At 58.4% G+C, this 18,365-nt stretch carries 15 protein-coding genes; 6 read left to right on the plus strand and 9 right to left on the minus strand.

What is annotated here, in order from left to right:
* Nucleotides 1–50: 50 nt before the first annotated feature.
* The 3 genes from recG to CLV84_RS02390 are packed head-to-tail and all read right to left on the minus strand — an operon-like array spanning nt 51 to nt 5,295.
* Nucleotides 51–2,180, minus strand: coding sequence for an ATP-dependent DNA helicase RecG (recG, locus tag CLV84_RS02380; RefSeq protein WP_104418134.1), 2,130 nt, complete (start codon nt 2,178–2,180; stop codon nt 51–53).
* A 57-nt stretch (nt 2,181–2,237) separates the two neighbouring features.
* A complete protein-coding gene (gene rlmB, locus CLV84_RS02385) occupies nt 2,238–2,978 on the minus strand; it encodes a 23S rRNA (guanosine(2251)-2'-O)-methyltransferase RlmB (protein WP_104418135.1) in 741 nt (246 codons plus the stop codon).
* A 25-nt stretch (nt 2,979–3,003) separates the two neighbouring features.
* Entirely contained in the window at nt 3,004–5,295 is a 2,292-nt protein-coding gene (locus CLV84_RS02390) for a CotH kinase family protein (RefSeq protein ID WP_146088678.1), read from the minus strand.
* 72 nt (nt 5,296–5,367) lie between these two features.
* On the opposite strand from CLV84_RS02390, the gene CLV84_RS02395 reads away from it, so the two are divergent.
* The gene (locus CLV84_RS02395; protein WP_104418137.1) at nt 5,368–6,252 is read left to right on the plus strand and encodes an aldose 1-epimerase family protein; all 885 of its coding nucleotides are present in this window, start codon (nt 5,368–5,370) and stop codon (nt 6,250–6,252) included.
* A gap of 5 nt (nt 6,253–6,257) precedes the next feature.
* On the opposite strand, the gene CLV84_RS02400 is transcribed toward CLV84_RS02395, so the two are convergent.
* Both CLV84_RS02400 and CLV84_RS02405 read right to left on the minus strand, forming a co-directional pair.
* Complete coding sequence (locus CLV84_RS02400) at nt 6,258–7,508, minus strand: DUF4350 domain-containing protein (protein WP_104418138.1); 1,251 nt, start codon at nt 7,506–7,508, stop codon at nt 6,258–6,260.
* The gene (locus CLV84_RS02405) at nt 7,505–8,185 is read right to left on the minus strand and encodes a DUF4129 domain-containing protein (protein ID WP_104418139.1); all 681 of its coding nucleotides are present in this window, start codon (nt 8,183–8,185) and stop codon (nt 7,505–7,507) included. Before CLV84_RS02405 ends, CLV84_RS02400 begins: the two co-directional genes overlap by 4 nt.
* A gap of 149 nt (nt 8,186–8,334) precedes the next feature.
* On the opposite strand from CLV84_RS02405, the gene CLV84_RS02410 reads away from it, so the two are divergent.
* Nucleotides 8,335–8,667: a DUF2853 family protein gene (locus CLV84_RS02410; RefSeq protein ID WP_104418140.1), complete on the plus strand. Its 333-nt coding sequence runs from the start codon at nt 8,335–8,337 to the stop codon at nt 8,665–8,667.
* 159 nt (nt 8,668–8,826) lie between these two features.
* Here the strand turns inward: CLV84_RS02410 and CLV84_RS02415 are convergent, their stop codons facing one another.
* Nucleotides 8,827–9,453 (minus strand): SDR family oxidoreductase, encoded by a 627-nt coding sequence (locus CLV84_RS02415; RefSeq protein ID WP_146088679.1) that lies wholly within the window; start codon nt 9,451–9,453, stop codon nt 8,827–8,829.
* Nucleotides 9,454–9,619: 166 nt separating this feature from the next.
* Here CLV84_RS02415 and CLV84_RS02420 point away from each other — a divergent pair, with 166 nt between their 5' ends.
* Complete coding sequence (locus tag CLV84_RS02420; RefSeq protein WP_104418142.1) at nt 9,620–10,861, plus strand: acyl-CoA dehydrogenase family protein; 1,242 nt, start codon at nt 9,620–9,622, stop codon at nt 10,859–10,861.
* A gap of 165 nt (nt 10,862–11,026) precedes the next feature.
* The gene (locus CLV84_RS02425; protein WP_104418143.1) at nt 11,027–12,715 is read left to right on the plus strand and encodes a M23 family metallopeptidase; all 1,689 of its coding nucleotides are present in this window, start codon (nt 11,027–11,029) and stop codon (nt 12,713–12,715) included.
* Between the two features lie 78 nt (nt 12,716–12,793).
* Here CLV84_RS02425 and CLV84_RS02430 read toward each other — a convergent pair whose 3' ends face one another.
* Entirely contained in the window at nt 12,794–13,129 is a 336-nt protein-coding gene (locus tag CLV84_RS02430; protein WP_104418144.1) for an ArsR/SmtB family transcription factor, read from the minus strand.
* Nucleotides 13,130–13,456: 327 nt separating this feature from the next.
* Between CLV84_RS02430 and CLV84_RS02435 the strand changes: the two genes are divergently transcribed.
* Both CLV84_RS02435 and secG read left to right on the plus strand, forming a co-directional pair.
* Nucleotides 13,457–14,269: a hypothetical protein gene (locus CLV84_RS02435; protein WP_146088680.1), complete on the plus strand. Its 813-nt coding sequence runs from the start codon at nt 13,457–13,459 to the stop codon at nt 14,267–14,269.
* Nucleotides 14,270–14,273: 4 nt separating this feature from the next.
* Nucleotides 14,274–14,537, plus strand: a complete 264-nt coding sequence (gene secG, locus CLV84_RS02440; RefSeq protein WP_104418146.1) for a preprotein translocase subunit SecG — start codon at nt 14,274–14,276, stop codon at nt 14,535–14,537.
* Nucleotides 14,538–14,635: 98 nt separating this feature from the next.
* On the opposite strand, the gene CLV84_RS02445 is transcribed toward secG, so the two are convergent.
* Together CLV84_RS02445 and CLV84_RS02450 are read right to left on the minus strand one after the other, a co-directional pair.
* Nucleotides 14,636–16,567: a sodium:solute symporter family transporter gene (locus CLV84_RS02445; protein WP_104418147.1), complete on the minus strand. Its 1,932-nt coding sequence runs from the start codon at nt 16,565–16,567 to the stop codon at nt 14,636–14,638.
* Nucleotides 16,568–16,637: 70 nt separating this feature from the next.
* On the minus strand, nt 16,638–18,113 hold the full coding sequence (locus tag CLV84_RS02450; protein ID WP_104418148.1) for a hypothetical protein: 1,476 nt from the start codon (nt 18,111–18,113) through the stop codon (nt 16,638–16,640).
* Nucleotides 18,114–18,365 lie beyond the last annotated feature (252 nt).

Genomic DNA, 18,365 nt, shown 5'->3' on the forward strand with positions numbered 1-18,365 from the left:
GGTCTTATGGAAGCCAAGCGGCCCGGGAATAAACTTCCCGGGCCGCTTTTTTATGAAATCAGGCTCCAGCCCTTGACGGTACTGAAGTGACGGTCCAGGTAGCTGCGGAGCAGGAGGTGTTCCTCGAGCCGGAGGTTGGGATCGCGTTGCAGGAGGTCCTTCGCCCGTTCCCGGGCAACGGCAAGAATGCGCCCGTCCTGCGCCAGGTCGGCGATGCGCATTTGTAAAATCCCGCTCTGCTGGGTACCATCGATCATGCCGGGGCCGCGTAATTTCAGATCCGCTTCCGCGATTTTAAAGCCGTCGGTAGTTTCGACCATGGTGTTGATGCGCTGCCGGCTCTCCTTGCTGAGTTTGACGCTCGATAGCAGAATGCAATAACTTTCCGCGGCTCCCCGCCCGACCCGACCCCGAAGCTGGTGCAGCTGGCTGAGGCCGAAGCGCTCGGTATGCACTACGACCATGATCGTGGCGTTGGGAACGTTCACGCCGACTTCGATGACCGTCGTGGCCATCATGATCTGAGTTTCCCCGTTTTTAAAACGGGCCATCTCGTAGTCTTTGTCTTCCGGCTTCATCTTACCGTGTACCACGCTGATCTGGTACGCCGGCCGGGGGAACTTATGCAACATCTCGTCGTAAGCTTCTTCCAAGGCCAGCAGGTCGAGTTTTTCGTTTTCCTCGATTAGCGGATAGACGATATAAGCCTGCCTACCCTTGTCGATTTCCTCCCGGATCCGGCCGAATACCCGTTCCCGGCGATGTTCCGTAAAGTGAACGGTCTTGATCGGGGTGCGGCCCGGAGGGAGCTCGTCGATAATGCTGACGTCCAAGTCGCCGTAGGCCGTCATGGCGAGGGTCCGGGGTATTGGCGTGGCCGTCATGACCAACACGTGGGGGGGGTAGGGCAGGTTCTTCTTCCAGAGTTTGGCACGTTGCTTGACCCCGAAGCGATGCTGTTCGTCAATGATGGCCAGCCCGAGATTTTTGAATACGACCGGCGGTTCGATCAGGGCGTGGGTGCCAATGAGGATATCGATGCAGCCCTCAGCAAGCGCTTCCAGGATGGCGCGTCTGGCCCGGCCCTTCACGTTGCCGGAAAGGAAAGCAACGGTAAGGTCCATTCCCTCCAAATACGCGCGGATGGATTCGTAGTGCTGAAACGCGAGGATTTCCGTCGGAGCCATCATACAGGCCTGAAAACCGTTATCGAGGGCCATCAGCATCGTCATCAGGCCCACCATGGTTTTGCCCGAACCTACATCACCCTGTAACAGCCGGTTCATTTGAATCCCGCGCCCCAGGTCCTGCCGAATTTCCCGCAGCACCCGCTTTTGGGCGCCCGTGAGTTGGAACGGTAAATGGTCGTGGAAAAAGCGATTGAAGCGGTCGCCGATCTGATCGAAGGTGTAGCCCGCCACTTTGGCTTCCCGGTTCACCTTTAACTGGATCAGCCGCATCTGTAGCAGGAATAGTTCCTCGAACTTGAGCCGTCGCCGCGCCGCGTCCAGCTCCGCCTGACTGCCCGGCAGGTGAATGGTCCGGACCGCGGCCGAATGGCTGATCAGCCGCAGTTCCTGAACCAGATACGCCGGGAGCATCTCGGGAAGATCGGCTTCGGACAACCGATCGAGGATCCCCCGGATCATTTTTCTTCGGCCGCGGGTATCTAATCCGCGTTTATTCAGTTTTTCGGTGCTGGCGTACACCGGCTCGAAGGTCGCGGCCGCTTCGGATTGCCCCGTGTTGGCGAGTTCCATTTCCGGGTGGGCGATACTCAGGCGACCGTTAAATTCCTGGACGGTACCGTAGCACACGTATTCCTCACCAATTTTAAAGGTGCGGTCCAGGTAATTGACGCCGCGGAACCAGACGAGCTCCAGGGCCGCCCCGCTATCGTCGCGGAGTCGGCCGACCAGCCGTTTTTTGCGGTTTTCTCCCTTGACGACCAGGTTTACCAGTTTACCCTTTACCTGGACGTTCCCCTGGTCGGGCATGATGTCGATAATACGGTGAAACTGTGTCCGGTCGACGTACCGGAAGGGGTAGCTGTACAGCAGATCTCCCAGGGTGAAGATCATGAGTTCCTTGCCCAGCAATTCCGCCTTGGCCGGTCCGATACCTGGCAAGTTGGCAATGCCCCGGTCGAGCAGCCCCGCCTTGGAAGCCGATGGAACCATCCGTTCGTTTAAAACAATTTGGTGTAAATATACGACTCCCGCAACCGCTCGCCAACCCTAACCAAGCAATCGTGCCTTCATGGCTTCGAAGAGCAGGATACCGGCCGCCACCGAGACGTTGAAGCTGTTCAGCGTACCTGCCTGCGGAATGCGGAAGGTCTGGTCGGCAGCTTTGGCTACTCCCTGGCTGATCCCTTCATCTTCGGACCCCATAACGATGCATAGCGGTCCCGTGAGCGATATGTCCTCCAGGTAGGATTCCGCGGCCAGGTCGCTGGCAATCACCTTAACGCCACTCATCCGGAGGAATTCCACCGTATTGACCAGGCTCTTTTCCCGGCAAACCGGCAAGCGGCTGAGGGCGCCGGCGCTGCTCTTTACCGCGTCGGCGGTCAGTCCTGCACTGTTTTTTTGGGGGATGATGAGGGTGTGGGCGCCACAAACCTCCGCGCTACGGGCGATCGCCCCGAGGTTACGCACGTCGGTCACGCCGTCCAGTAATATGAGCAACGGGGTTTCGCCGCCCTCGTAGATCAACGGCAGCAGGTCCTCCACCTTCTGGTAGGCGGCCGCGGCGATTTGCGCTACTACGCCCTGATGGTTGCCCCGGACCATCCGTTGCAGTTTTGCCTGGGGTACGATCGTCATCGGCACGTCGTGCAGCTTACAGGCCTGGCGCAGTTCCTTTTCGAATTCGCCCCGCGTTCCCTGCTGCAGATAGATCTTGTCTACGGGTTGGCCGGCGGCCAGCGCCTCCAGCACCGGATGGCGTCCGTAAATGACGTCGCTTTGTTTCATCCCGCAAGATAGGGACCGCCCGCGTTCAAGCTTCGCCGTGCAGGGTGCGCACTACGCCGACTACCAGGAGAACGGCCAGTCCGATTCCTATCCGGACCCAAAAACGCTGGCTGGACATGATGATGGTCTGCAAGTGACCCGGATTGGCCCGGCCGGGGGTACCGTTGCCGGCTTCCTGCACCCAATTGCGGTGGCGGGTATTGTCCAGTCCGGGGAGGGCAAGCGCGTAGGTGAAGGAAGAATCGGCCGTTTCCACCAGGCGGTAGGATAGGGCATTCACGTAAGCACCGTCGGCAGCGTACAGGCCGACCCGGTCTTCGGATTTATTCAGGCCAAAGGGTAATTCTCCGACGTAATCCCGAACCTCGGGGTGGGCCCGGGCAAACTTTCGCCGGTCCTTACAGACTACCAGGTAATTGCCCGGTGCTACGACCGCCTTTGGAAGGACGAAGCGTTTACCGCTACCGTCGACCAGGAACCAGCCCGTAAGGTCAATGGACTGCTCGCCCCGGTTGTACAACTCGAGCCAATCGTCGGCCCCGCTGCTTTTCGCACAAATCTCGTTGATGACGAGCTGATCGGCGGCGGGGTGGCGCGCCGCCTCGAAGGTGGCCGTCAGGCGGTAGGGCCGGTTTTCCGTCAGGTCCAGCGTCAGGCTATCTCCCTCCGCTCCGGACTCCTCCCAGCCGGTGAACCGAAAACCGGGCTCGGGAACGGCCCGGACCGTAAGGGGGAAATTAGCGAAGTAACTGCCTTTCAGTCCGTCCGTTCCCACCTGCATATTCTCGTTCAGCACCACGAAACCTCCGAGGGAAGCGGAAAGGGAAACGGTACGATCTTCTCCGCCGTTGAAGTACTCGCGATACTGCTCGCGAAGGTGCTGCGGGCGGTACAACGCAAAGCGGCGTAGCTGGTCGATGTGATACGTCCAGGTCTGTGGTCGGAGATCCCAGCGGGCCAGCTGGCGGGGCATCTCGTTCCCGATCGCCGATACGGTACTTTCGATTCTTTCCGTCACGGCCTCGGTGCTGAAGTCGGTGTGGAGATAGTCCAGGCTACGATTGACGAAGTGGCGGCGATACCCCTCGTTGGCGAGTAGCTTTCGGTGAAACAGGGTACTCCAGGGTGGATTGGGCCAGGCGGGACCGTCGTCCGCGGTGTATAATTTCAGGGTGTTGTTCAGCCATCCGTCGGATTGGTGGAGGCCGAAACCCTGGTCTACGTCGTAGAGGATCCAGCGAAACCGTTCGTTCGGACCGTCGGGGCGCCAGTAACGGATATTCCCGCCGGCGTCGTGATTGTCGAAGTAGGTCTGGGCGATCTGTAATTGTTGGAAATTATCGATGTCCATCATTTCGCCGAGCCGGGCGTACGCGGCGGGATCGCGCAGGTCGGCTGTCCGGATGAAGGACCGTAATGCACCGTATTCGTTACCGCGACCATGTTTAACGGATTCCTCGTGCTCCAAAAGGCTGAGGGAGTCTTTGTCCACGCCGGGGTGGTGATCTTCGAGGAAACGCGGATTGATCTTTTCCCGGAGGTGGTAGATCCCCCAATACTGGCCGTTAATGTACACCTGGGCGGGCCGGGCGTCCTGTACGTCCAGCGTCCAGCTCCGGTCGCGAAGCAGGCCCGTCAGCAGGGCATCACGAAGAAAGCTTCTTCCCCAGTCGGACCCGCCGTTGCGTAGCACGACAAACCGAAAATCCTGTTCGCCGTCGGCTCCGAAAAGGGGGTAATCGATCCGCTTGTTGCCGTAGGATTCCCTTCCGGAAAGGGAGAAAGATTTCTGGGGGTGACTCCGGCTGGCGCCGCCAAACATCCGAAAACCCATAATTCCGGCGTGGACCCGTGTTCCGTCGGATTCGAAGATGTCGATTTGGGCCGGGTGCTCCCGGTGGGTATTCCAATTCGGGTCGTCGGGGTCGTCACCTTCCACGAACCACCCGTTGCGGCGGTGGAAGAGTCGCCCTGGATCGATGCCCAAAGAGACGGTGAGCAGCTCGCTGTCCGGCTCGTCGATCAGGTAGGTTCCGCCGGCCGTCGCTATTGCTTCCCCGTTTTCAAAGCGAACCGCCCGGATCACCGCCGAACGGTCCAGTTTTATCGTCGTGCCCCGGTACCGGGAGGATCGTTGAGTGGGTCGCGAACCGTCGGTAGTGAAGTGGATGGCTCCCGCGCTTCCGGCGCCCAAAGAAACCTCCACCGCCGCGGCGTAAAAACCCGGGTCAGGGGAAAGCCGCAACGCCTCCTGAGCCGAACCAACCGCTAGGCGGAGGGCGCAGAACAAAATTAGAATCGTGCGAAGCGGAAGCAAGCCGGTCAAGAATTGGTTACTTTGTGCACCCGTATCGGAACCGGGAACGGGATTAATTTATCAAACTTTCCAATGGACTTCAGCCTGCAAAACGACCAGCTCCGCATAAAGATACAATCGACCGGCGCGGAGCTGAAAAGCCTGGTCCATCTGGGCACCGGCCGCGAATACATGTGGTCGGGCGACCCGGAGGTGTGGCCCAGTTACGCACCCGTCCTGTTTCCGATCATCGGGAAGCTGAAGGACGAAAAAACCGAAATAAACGGTACGACCTACCACATTCCGAAGCACGGCATCGTGCGGGGTAGCGAGAAGCTGGAATTCTTCTCCAAGTTAGAAGACCGCATCGTCTTTCGTCTCTGCAGCGACGACGACACCCTGGCCCAGTATCCCTATCCCTTTGACTTCCGTATCACCTTCCGTCTCCGCAACGAGCATCTGATCATTTACCACGAGGTGATGAACACGGGCGACGAGCCGATGCTGTTTCACCTCGGCGGTCACCCTGCCTTCCGGGTTCCCTTTTTCGAGGGAGACCGGTACGAGGATTACGTTCTCCGCTTCGAGCACGCCGAAGATAGCCGCAGCTACGAGGTCACCGAGCAGGGAACGATCGGTGCGGGAACCCGCGGCGTGCCCTGGACGGAAGGGGGCACCGTACTGCCCCTGACCCACGACCTTTTCGAGGAGGATGCCCTGGTATTCAAAGATCTCAAATCCCGAAGCGTAATCCTGGAAAGCCGCCACAAGGGTCCGGTGCTTAAACTGGACTACGCCGGCTGGACCCACCTCGGCATCTGGGCGAAGCCCCATGGTGATTTCGTGTGTATCGAACCGTGGATCGGCTTGGCGGACGCGGCGGAGGGGAGCGGAAAATTCGCCGACAAGGAAGGGATCATCAAGTTGGGCCCCAACGAGACCTACGAAATGAGCTACGACATTAAAATCCTCGCCTGACGCCTTCATATCCGGTAGAGCGGCTCGATGGCGCGGTAAAACCGTAACAGGTCACCTTCCCCGAGCGGCCGGCCGGCCGCCACCAACCGGATCTGGGACAAGGCTCGCTCCGTTACCTCGGCCGATAATTCGATTCGCTCGATCAATTCGGCGGGCGGGGGATTGCCCTCCGACCACCGAAGGCCGAAACGGGCGTTGAGGTGAAAGCGCAGGCTGGCCAGCTCCCGTTGTGCCAGGGCGGAATGGTTGCCCTTTTCGTGGACCAGCCGGCTAATGGTATCGATAAAGCGGCGGCTGGAATTTTCCTTCGCCGCCTGGATGGGTATCACGCGTTGGCGGCGCTTGCCGCGGAAGATGACGTAAAGCAATACCCCGACCAGCAGGGTGTACCAGGCGAAGGCCAACTCCCGGTGTTCCTGGATGTACCGCAAGGTTTCGTTACCGGTTAGCAGGTTCCGACCGCCGGTGTAATCCCGGGGAATTTCCCGATTGGCGGCCGCGGAACGGCGGTAGCGGCGGTCGAACTCGTCCCAAACTACGGGCCCGTCCCCGATCACTTCCAGCACGGCTTCCGGATAGCGGTACTGGCTGGAATCCAGCACGAACCAGTTGGTGAAGAACAGCGGATTGGAGTGGAGGTAGAAATCGCCCGTGCCCCAGCCGATGCGCACGAAATTGATCCCGGCGGTATCGATGCCTCCGAGTACCTGGTTGTCCAGCGCGGGGTCACACAATAGGCCGTCGTCCATGATCCGCAGGCCGACATACTCCGTGCGCCAGAACCGGGTATTGACCAGCTCGAAACTGTCTCCGCTGGGGTATCGAAAGGCGGTTACGGTGTCGAGGTACACCTCGGTAAAGTCGGTCGACGGCCCGTAATCCTCGTTTTCCGGGCAGTAGTCTCCGAACAGCTGGGTCGCGAGGCCCTCCGGCAACGTATTGGCCGCGATAAAGGCGGTATTGCCACGGGCCACGTACGCTAACAACCGCTCGACCGTCGCGTCCGAGTAGTAGGGGTAGTCGCCGATGTACAGATACGTACTCGACGACAGGGTATCGAGCCGGTGGAGGTCGGCGGTGTCCCGTAGTACGGATAAGCCCCCCGGCCGGGCGGCCAGCAATTCACGCAGGGCCAGGAGGTCGAAGGGCTGCTTACCCTCCAGGTCGTAATTCTCGTCCCAATTCGTGAAGGAGCATCCGAGGAAGGTGGACAGCAACACACCCGCCAGTCCATAGTAGAGTACGGTCCGCCTCATACGGCAGGCGTTGGAGGTGGGGCGGGCAGCCCGTCGGCGAGCCCGTGAAAGCGGGATCGAACCGAGCGGTAAGTGAGGGCGTCGAGGGGATACTGCCCGTACCAGTAGCGCTCGTAATCCCGCGTAAGGTGACCGAAATCCTGCCGGATCGAATGGCCCTGCAGCTGATGCAGGTAGTCGCGGTTGCCCAGGTCTTTCCGGTAGCGGATGAGGGCCGCCGCGTTTAGTTGCTGAAGGGTGTTGAGGTAAAGCAGGCGAACGGCTAGGCTGTATTCACCGGCTGACTCGGCCCGCGAAAGTAGGTTGGCATCCACCCCGTTCCTGACCATTTCTTCCTCTGCGAGCGCTTCGGTACCGATGCTAATCTCTTCTGGTGCGGGCGAGGGAGATCGTCCCCGGCGGGCACTCCGGTAGATGAGGTAGCCGAGCAAACCCAATCCCCCCGCCAGGGCACAACCGATGGCGACGATAGCGGGCCGGCGCAGGGCGGAAAGGTCCGGATAACTGACCGGTGCTTCGGGGCGAACGGGTGGCGCTACCCCTTCCGGGGCTTGGAAAACGATCTCGCGACGCAGTTCCTCAAGGCGTTGCTCGGGGAAGAAGCCGTCGTCTTGCGCGAAGGCGGTCGCTGACAAGCAAACAAGGACAAGCAGGAAAAGCGCTAGGGTACGGGTCATCAGTGGAGTACAAAGATACGCAGATCGGCAGGTCGCGGGCGCGGGCGGGTACGGTCCGGTTTGGAGCTAAGAGACAATATTTCGCTCATTTTCCTATTTTCCTCCTTTCAAAACCGTCGGAATTCAATCCGGCACAACAAAAAACGCACGTGAGTAAGTTCGATGAAAAAGTAGCCACCTACGAAGCTAGCCTGGAGAAAATCGACAAGGACGGGGACAAGCAGCTGCTGCGGAAAGTAACGCAGGGGCTGGGGCCATCCATCTACAACAGTGATGCAAACCGGGTCGCTTGTAGCGACAAAAAGGAACTTCAGCGGGTAGTGGACAACTTCTGCAAGAAGAAACTCGGCATGACGGACGAGGCCAAGGCAATGGACGCCGTTCAGGCCGTCTGCAAAAAATATACCGACCGCAGCAAGCACCGCGCGGTGTTTTACTACCTGGTGGTAAAGGAACTCGGTATGGAAAGCCACTATGCTTAGGGATCGCGCAATTATAAGTGTGCCATCTGGGACGAAGTTATTTTGCGTGCTAGTGAGGCAAAAAACGTAGGCGAAGCCCCGCTTCGGCGAGGCTTTTTAACGAAGCTAGGGCGTAAAAGAACAAGTATCCAGGTGCATAACTTATTGTTGCGTGATCCCTTAGTCTGCCCGGATGACCCGTCGACCGGTCAAGCCCTCGGCTATCACCCGGTAAACGAGATCGGCTACCGCTTCCGGTGCCAGAATACGGGCCGGCGGGGTTTCGTGCTTCCAGCTATCGGTCAGGGTAGCCCCCGGAGCGACCAGGGTGGTGCGTACCCCAGTTCCCTCGAGGTCCTGCGCCCAGCCTTCCCACAGCCCGCGTAGCGCTTTTTTGGTAGCCGCGTAGGCTGTCATGTGTGGCATGGCGGCATCCGTCGCAGTAGACCCGATCACCACCAGGTGGCCGCGCTTCCGCTCTATCATGGGCGGCAGCAGGCGGCGTGCCAGGCGGTGGTTGGCCAAGACGTTGAGCTCCCACATGTCGGCGAATACATCGGAGGCTACGTCGATCAGCCGGCCCGGCGTGTACTGGCCGGCGTTAAGCACTACTACGTCGAAATGCCCCGTGACGGTATCGGAGCGCAGGTCGGCCACCCACGGCTCGATCAACGGCGCTTCCGCGGCCAGGTCGCGTAGTTGCTCCGCCGTGCGGGCTACGGCCGCTACCCGGTGTCCTTCCCGGGCGAAGCGTCGGGCACAGGCGCGGCCGATCCCCCGTGAAGCTCCGGTAACCAGGATGTGCATAGGCAAAGTGAGTTGGGCGCCGGTGCGCGGGTGCAACGATATCCGGTGAACCGGCAAAATACGGTCGGGAATGCGGCTCGCTATCTAATTCGTCGTTCGGCAAGGCGGAAGCTATCCGAGAGGGGCCTAAATTGCTTACATTTACCAACGCCAACAAGCCCCCACCATGCCCGAAACCACCACCCGTCCGAAGCCCCAATTTACTGCCAAGGAAGACTTTCACCGGCAAGCCCGGGAAGATCGCTACCAATTCCACGACTATTATCTCGTTGACGACTTGCTGGAGGATCACCATCGGATGGCCCGGCAGGCCGTGCGCGACTGGGTCAAGGCGGAGGTTAGCCCCATCATCGAGGATGCGGCGATGCGCGGGAAGTGTCCGACCCACCTGTTCAAGGGCCTGGCGGAGGTCGGGGCATTCGGCCCTAGCCTGCCGGTCGAATACGGCGGTGGCGGTATGGACGAGATCGCCTACGGGGTGATCATGCAGGAACTCGAACGCTGTGACAGCGGATTACGCTCCATGGCGTCCGTACAGGGTAGCCTCGTAATGTACCCGATCTACCAATACGCTTCGGAGGAGCAACGGAAAAAGTACCTGCCTAAACTGGGCAGCGGGGAACTCATCGGCTGTTTCGGGCTCACCGAACCCGATGCCGGCTCCAATCCGGGAGGCATGCTGACGACGATCAAGGATGATGGCGACGCTTACCTACTGAACGGAGCCAAAATGTGGATCACCAACAGCCCCATCGCAGACCTGGCGGTCGTGTGGGCCAAGGACGAGGAAGGAAAGGTCAGGGGGATGGTTGTCGAGGCCGATACGCCCGGCTTCTCGGCGCCGGAAATCCACGGTAAGTGGAGCCTCCGGGCCAGCATCACCGGCGAGTTGGTTTTCGAGAACGTGCGGGTTCCCAAGGAGAACGTCTTTCCGGACATCCGGGGTCTGCGCGGCCCGCTCAGTTGCCTCAGCAAAGCCCGTTACGGCATTGCCTGGGGCGCCATCGGCGCGGCCCTGGATTGCTACGACAGCGCCCTTCGCTACAGCCTGGAACGGGAGCAGTTCGGCAAACCGATCGCCGGCTTCCAGTTGCAGCAGAAGAAGCTGGCCGAAATGATCACCGAGATTACCAAGGCCCAGTTGCTGGCCTGGCGGCTCGGTACCCTGGCCAACCGGGGGGAAGCCACCCCGGCCCAGATCAGCATGGCCAAGCGCAACAACGTACACATGGCCCTCGAGGTAGCCCGCGAAGCGCGGCAGATCCACGGGGGAATGGGCATTACCAGCGAATACCCCATCATGCGGCACCTGATGAACCTGGAGACCGTCCTTACTTACGAAGGAACCCACGACGTTCACCTGCTCATAACCGGCCACGATATCACGGGCATCAACGCCTTCGAGTAAGTGACCTTCGATTCGCCGTTCGGTTGGGGTTGCGAAAGAAAAAAGCGGGTTCCGCATATACTTCACCGATTCGGATCGCGTATGTACATTGACGACTTTTTCCGGCCGGGACAAGCCTGATCCTTCTCACGGCCGATTTATTTTAGCTATCCCAAAAACCACTCCTTGCAGCTCGGATTCCGATCGCTCCTGTTGCTCTTCGTGCTCACCGGCCCGGTAATGGCCCAGTACCAACCCCCCTTAAGCGGTCCGTTGTTAGTGACCGGCACTTTCGGTGAGTTGCGCAGCAACCACTTTCACGGCGGCCTTGACTTTCGCGGTCCGGTCGGTACGCCCGTACGCTCCGTTGCCGCTGGCTACGTCAGCCGGGTCGTCGTCTCCCCGGGCGGATTCGGGCAGGCCGTGTACGTAAGTCACCCGGACGGGAAGCGGACGGTGTACGGCCACCTGGAAGTGCTCAGTCCGGAAATTAAGGACACCATCCGGGCCCTCCAGTACGAAACGGAATCCTTTAGTATCGACTTTCGGCCGGATTCGACGGCTTTCCCCGTCACTGCCGGGCAGGTAATCGGTGGGGTAGGGAACCGGGGGTTTAGCTTCGGCCCCCACCTGCACTTCGAGGTTTGGGATGCGGCCACCGAAACCCGGTTGAATCCCCTGTCCCTCGGATTCACGGTTCCCGATACCCGGCGGCCGACGGTGAGTGCGGTCCGGGTTTACCAACTGTCGAATGACGGCAACGTCCTCGGTAGCAAAACGTATTCCGTAGTGAGTACGCCCCTGCCAGATACGCTCATTGTGGACGGGCCCCGGGTAGGCCTGGGCTTGCAAGCCATCGATCGGCAAAATTCACTGCCTAACCGGAACGGAATCTACCGGGCCCGGCTTCTCGCCGATTCGATGGAAGTGTTCGGCTTTACCTACGACCGGATTCCCTACGTGAAGTCGGAGTACGTCAACGCCCTGACCGATTACGCGGAATACCAGCGCACCGCCAATTGGTACTACCGGCTATACGCCCCGCTGCCGGAGGCCGCGTTCTGGGAGACATCCAGTAGCGTCACCTCGCCGGGAACGATCGATCTGACGCGCCAGGGCGTGCGGGAGATAACCATTATCGCCGCCGACTACGCTGGTAACGAATCGGTCTTCCGTACCGTACTGAAATATGCTCCACCTGAGCCCGCCACCGATTCCAGGCCGGCTACGGCGGGCTACCAGTATTTTCTACCCCGCGGAGAAGAGAGCATCGTCGATACCGCCGGCATGCGCCTCGAGCTGGCTGCCGACGCGCTCTACACCGATCTTCGGTTTAGCTACGTTCGGCTTCCGGAAAGCTCGGCGGGATACCTGAGTGACGTACACCAACTCCAGGATCGGGAGACGCCACTGCACGGAAGCGCCACGCTCATCATCGCCCCCGATCGCGTGCTTACCAACCGACAGCGGCAGGCTGCCTACGTCGGCCGCTGCAATAAGGACGGAAGCTACGGAAGCATGGGAGGAGAATGGACGGCGGACGGACGGATGATGGCGGAGATCGGCACCTTCGGCGATTACACCATTTTGATGGATACCGTACCCCCCCGCATCCGCATTCGCGATTTCCGTACCGATCTGCGTGGCCGGTCTTCGTTCAGCCTCTTGGTCGATGACGCGGTTGGGGGCACCCTCGATTACCGCGCAATGGTAGATGGGAAATGGGCGCTAATGGAGTACGACGCTAAATCGGGTACGCTCACCTATACGTTTGAAGACGACCGGATTGCACCGGGAACAAGTCACGAATTCCAACTTAGGGTAACGGATGCACGGGGAAACAGCTCCGAATTCGAACGGACCTTCCGGCGATAACCAGGAAACTCCCTCCCGGATCGCTACATTCCGGACGTGAATTGCGAGCGATTCAATTTTAGGATAGCGGGCACGACGCTAAGCGGCCAACTTGGCTACCAGATCGTTAATTCGGTGGAGACGCTCCCGGTCGATATCGTAGTGAATGAACTTGCCTTTCCGTTCGCGAATCACGATTTCCGCCTTACGTAAAATGGCAAGGTGTTGGGAGACTACGGACTGCTCGACGCGCAAATTGACGAATATGTCAGTAACGTTCAGGCTGCCTTCGTCACAGAGCAGCTGAATGATCTGCTGTCGTAACTCGTGGTTGAGCGCGCGCAGGATCATGGCAGCTGTTTCGAGGGCATCAACATTGATAGGGTGTTTCCCATCGGAGCCATCGGCTCCAGGGTTTAGGGTGTGTTCTGACATCTTTTGTTTAAATAACCAAAACAATATAAGGCTATCGGCTCGGTAAGTCAAGCGGGATTAAGACAAAAGGACAAAGCCAGCGTGATAACAATAAAAAAGCCTTTAACACTCGGTTAAAGGCTACATAACAAACACTATGAACAACACAAGATCTTTAGGGTAAAACAGATGTTTTATTCTCGGCGCTTACAAAGATAGAATTAAAGCTGGAAAAGTTCTGTGCCTATCTAAGAAAAACGCGGGTTTTTCAAAAATTTTTGAAACCGTGGGCATCCATTATAGATTCCGGAGGTTTCCACCGACCTTCATGCCCGTTCATAAACGGAAATGAGGCATTCAGTACTTCAGTATATCGAACAACCCGCTTTGCTGGCGGAGGTGTCGCTGGACGAGTTGCTCGCGCAGCTCGCATCGTACCCCTATTCAACGAATCTCCGGCTCCTGGTATTGTTGAAGGCGAAACAATCTAACCACCCCGATTTCGAGGCCCATCTGAGTGCCTTTGCTTCTTCCACCTTCGATCGTAGCCAGCTCTATCATCTGCTGACCGCCCTGGAGCAGCGCGAGGAAAGCAGCAGCGACGTCCTGGAACTCATCGAACTGGAGGAACTGGAGCTTTCCCCCCTGGAAAGTTCCTTCAACGAGGAAATCCCTTCCCGATTGAATGAATTACCGGAGCCGCAGACCGAAACGAATCGGTTTCCCGTTACGGAAATCAAACCCATCTTTCTCGAACCCTTCGACGAGGAGCCCCTGTTTCCGGAGGTTTCCCCCGGCGTTGCCCGTACCGCCCGTTGGGTCCGCCTGGCGGAAGCCTACACCTCTCTATTCCCCTCCATGTTCAAATCGCCCCGCCCCGAAGATCCGGCCCACTTCCTTACCGAACTCCGTTACCAGCCGCAGACTACCCTGAATGAACGCCTGCGGAAACTCCGCCACCTCACCGTCCATCGACCCGACTCCACCAAAGGCAATGGGCTGGAAGACGTTGCCGTGGTTAGCGAAACCCTGGCGGCCCTGCTTGTCCGCCAGGAGCAATACCAGAGTGCCATTCAAATGTATCGCCGCCTCACCTTGCTTTATCCGGAGAAAAAGCCGATCTTTGCCGGCCTCATTAAGGAATTGAAGGAAAAACTATAACCCTATGGTCAATCTGCTTACTATTCTGACCGGTGTAGTCTGTCTGCTGCTCATGCTGGTAGTACTCATCCAGAACCCCAAAGGCGGGGGCATCGACTCTACCTTCGGCGGTGGGCAGGCAAACCAGATGCTGGGTGCTTCCCGTTCTACCGACGTTATCGAAAAGGTGACCTGGGGGCTGGCCGTAGCCCTTTTTGCCCTTTGTATCCTCACCGCCCTGGCGGTCGGTTCCGTCGGCGACGGCGCCAATCTCGGTACCGGGCTTTAGGATCACCTCCTACCGTATCCGACTTACCGGCTCTAACGAAAGCGCCCCGCACTGGACACAGTGCGGGGCGCTTTCGTTTTCGAATGCCACGGGATCACTTATCCCAGCCAGGTATAGAGGAAGGCCAGAATGAGGATAATCACGATCGCGGCAATGTTGAAGCCCATGCGCGTGCGAAAGAGGCTGGGGTGCAGGTCGATCGCTTTGTAGTCGTCCGCCGTCTTGTCGGTGTAAATCAGCGCAACCACCCCGATGGACAGTACAAGGAAAATGATCGACATCCACAGCGGGATCCCGGGAACGGGTTGGAGCAACAGCCGCAGTCCGGTAGCTCCCCCAATTCCGATGACGGCCAGGCAAAGTCCGTTGCGGAGCTTTATGTCCTTGATCAGCTTTTCGTGGCTGTCGCGATTCGTGATCTGACCACCGGTTTTGTGGTTGGCGGATTCTTCTCCCGGAGCCAGCCGCTTGCGCCCCGTAAACTGGCTGACTACCACCATCAGGAGGGCGGAGATCACGAAGATGAAGGCCATTCGATCCAGGAACGGCAGGTCGGGCATGAGCTGCTGGAAAGCCCACGACAGCGGTACGGAAGACAATACCACGAGCAGCGCGGCCTTGGCCGTACCCCGGCGGTAGAAAAAGCCGAATACGAACACCACCAGTACGCCGGGGCTGATGAATCCCGTGTACTCCTGGATTACCTGAAAGACCTGCCCCGCATTATCCAGCGCGGGAGCAACGGCCGCCCCGATGACCAAGGAAACGGCGGCGGATATCTGCCCGACGCGCACCTGCCGTCCTTCGGTAGCTTCCGGATTGATGAACTTGTTATAGATGTCCATCGTGAAGATGGTAGACGTTGAATTGACCATCGAACTCACCGAAGACCCGATCGCGGCGACCAGCGCGGCAAACGTCAGGCCGGTGAAGCCCACGCCAACGTAATTGGCGAGCACCCAGGGAAACGCCTGGTCGGCCTTCGTGATCGGTAGGTTAGCGGGGTCCTGCTCGCGCAGCAAGTACCAGGCCGCGATACCCGGTAGTACGGCGAAGAAAGGAATGAATAGTTTCATAAAGGCCGCAAAGGCTACGCCCCGCTGTGCCTCCGCCAAATCCTTCGATGCCAGCGCTCGCTGAATGATGTACTGGTTGTTGCCCCAGTAATAGCCGTTGGTGATCCACATACCCCCGAAAAGGAGGGCCATGCCGGGCAGCAATTGGAAACTGGATTTTACTTCCGCGCCGGACTCCAGGGCCGTAGGCTCGCCGTAAGGGGTTACGCCCGTGGAAAGCTCGTGGGCGCTCGCCACGTCCAGATAGGTATCTCCCGGCTCGAAGAGCATTTCGAAGTGCTCGGGCAACGCCTGGTACAGATTGGCGATGCCGGTGAAGACGCTGCCGTCACCGACAACGCTCAGGATGCCGTAGGCCGCGATGGTGCCACCGAGCATGAGCACGACTACCTGCACCACGTCGGTCCAGACCACCGCTTTCAATCCCCCAAAAATGGAGAAAGAGGCGGAATACAGCACGAGCCCGATGATGCCGTAGATCAGGTCAATACCCAACAACGTCTCGATCGCCAGTGCTCCCAGATAGAGTACCGTTGCGATGTTGACGAATACGAAGAGCGCGATCCAGAATACCGACATGATGGTCCGCACCGTACCGTCGTAACGCTCCTCCAGGAACTGCGGCATCGTGTAAATCTCTTGTTTCAGGAAGACCGGTAGAAAGAACTTGGCTACCAGGATCAGCGTGATCGCGGCCATGAGTTCGTAAGCGGCAATGGCCAGGCCCAGCTCAAAGCCGGAACCATTCATGCCGATGATTTGCTCGGCCGAAATATTGGACGCGATTAACGAACCACCAACCGCCCACCAGGGCAGGCTGCGACTTGCTAAAAAGTAATCGCTGGCCGTCGAGGTTTTCTCCCGGTTCGCGATCCAGACACCGAAGAGGATAACCCCCACAATGTACGCACCGAAGATGACCGTATCTATCGTACCTAAGTTTCCTAGCTCCATAATGACGTTGATGATTGACTTTTGCGGTTGAACCCGCGTCAGCGGAAAAGTGCGGCAATATAGGCCTTATCTAGGCGGGCAGTAAAGCATCTACGCCGAAGTACCGAAATTCCCGTAGGTGAAAGATGGTGTCCCGCAGCGGACGGAGCCGTTGGGCAAAGATTTCGTGTGCCGCCTGCCCCTCACCGCGCAACAGGCCGCGCAACAGTTGAAGAACCAAGGTAGGGTATTCGCTCGCGTACCCGATTCGCCCCAGGTAACGGGCCAGATTGTTTATTCCGTAAGTGACGAATTCCAAATGGCCCAACCGATAATGGCAGACCAACTGCAGCAGCCGGGCGTATACGATCAGGTCGTGTCGCAGCGGTTTCCGTTCGTTCAGTACCGGATCGAGGTAGGTGAGCGCCCGGTTGAGGTGGCCGCTGAGTACGCAGATGACCGATAGCTTGTAATACAGCACCAACTGCTTATGGCGGTCCACGCCGTTCACGCTTGCCGCACGTTCGCCGAGTTGTTCGATTTGCGCCGGAGCGCAGGAGCAAGGTTTTGTGAGCAAATGACGGTCCATTTCCACCCGCAATAGCAGGATGTCCGCCATGAATTGGCTGTTGCGCTGCTGCTGGGTAGACTGTATCCCGCTCAAAAAGGTCGCTAATTCCGCCGATGCCGCAGCGTGTCCGGCCAGGTCGTCCCGAAAGAACGCAATCAACAACCGCCGGTCCATCCCCTTGATGTAGAAGTTGACGTCCCGTTCCCGCAGCTCGTTGCGGCCGCGGATCTGTTCGGTCCATAAGAAGGCGTGGTAACCGGCCCGCTCCAGTTGCAGTTGATTGTAGTGAAACCAGAAGCGGCACTGATGCGCCAGTACCCGCTCCTGGTAGGTAGCGGAAGCCGGCACGGGGTCGCTGAAGTAATGGTGGAATAGCTGGTAAAATTGGCGGGCGGCAGCGGCATTGCCGACGTGACCGTGCTGGATAAAGTAGCGCTGGAGCACCAGCTGAAGATTGGATTGGCGCACGGTGCTGTCCATTACGGCCTGTCGCTTGCGGCTCTCAGTAGTCAACTCCGCCATACGCCCCGGTGAGGAACGGGTGATGTGGCGGCTTTCGATGAGCTTTTCAAAGTCGATGATGAGCAGGTGGTGCAGGTCGAGGTGATAGGTGAACGCCTGCTCCTTGGCGCGTGCGAGTAGCTTCAGCGCGTGCAGGTACAACCCCCGGTCGTAGAGCAAATTGGCATAATCGATCTGCTCCCGTACCTGGATGCCCGCGTCCCGGCGGCGATGCTGGAGGCGAAGTGCGTCCAGGATCCTCCCGTACAGATGCCGTTGCAAGTTCACCAGCTGGGTCGGGCCGGTAATGCCCAGTAGGGCATCGAGTTTGGGATCTTCCAGGCTTCCCCCTTTGCTTAAATGCTGGAACAAGCGGTAAAACTTATCGTCCTCGCCGGCACCACTTTGATTGGTGTAGCGGGTGAAGAAGCGTTTTTCCGAAGTGTCGAGGGTAGAAATCAATTCCGTTAACTGCTCTTTTTTCGCGATTGCCATAACAAAAATGGGGTTTTGTGTCCATCGGGATCGGCGGAAAGTAGGAAAATATACGCACCTAAATTCTTCGGATAGCAAATGAATATGCCGTAGTAAAGTGTACACGGCAGCTGCTCCGCGAATAATTGAAATCCAGTCGATGACAGAATTGGATTCTTTATGATTTGACCCTCAGGGTTTCCATTTGTGAACTTTGAATCAACAGTTCTACCGATCGGATCGCTGCTTTCTTTCTATTCCATACGTGCCTTA

It is taken from the genome of Neolewinella xylanilytica (genome assembly GCF_002934605.1).
GTDB classification, from domain to species: domain Bacteria; phylum Bacteroidota; class Bacteroidia; order Chitinophagales; family Saprospiraceae; genus Neolewinella; species Neolewinella xylanilytica.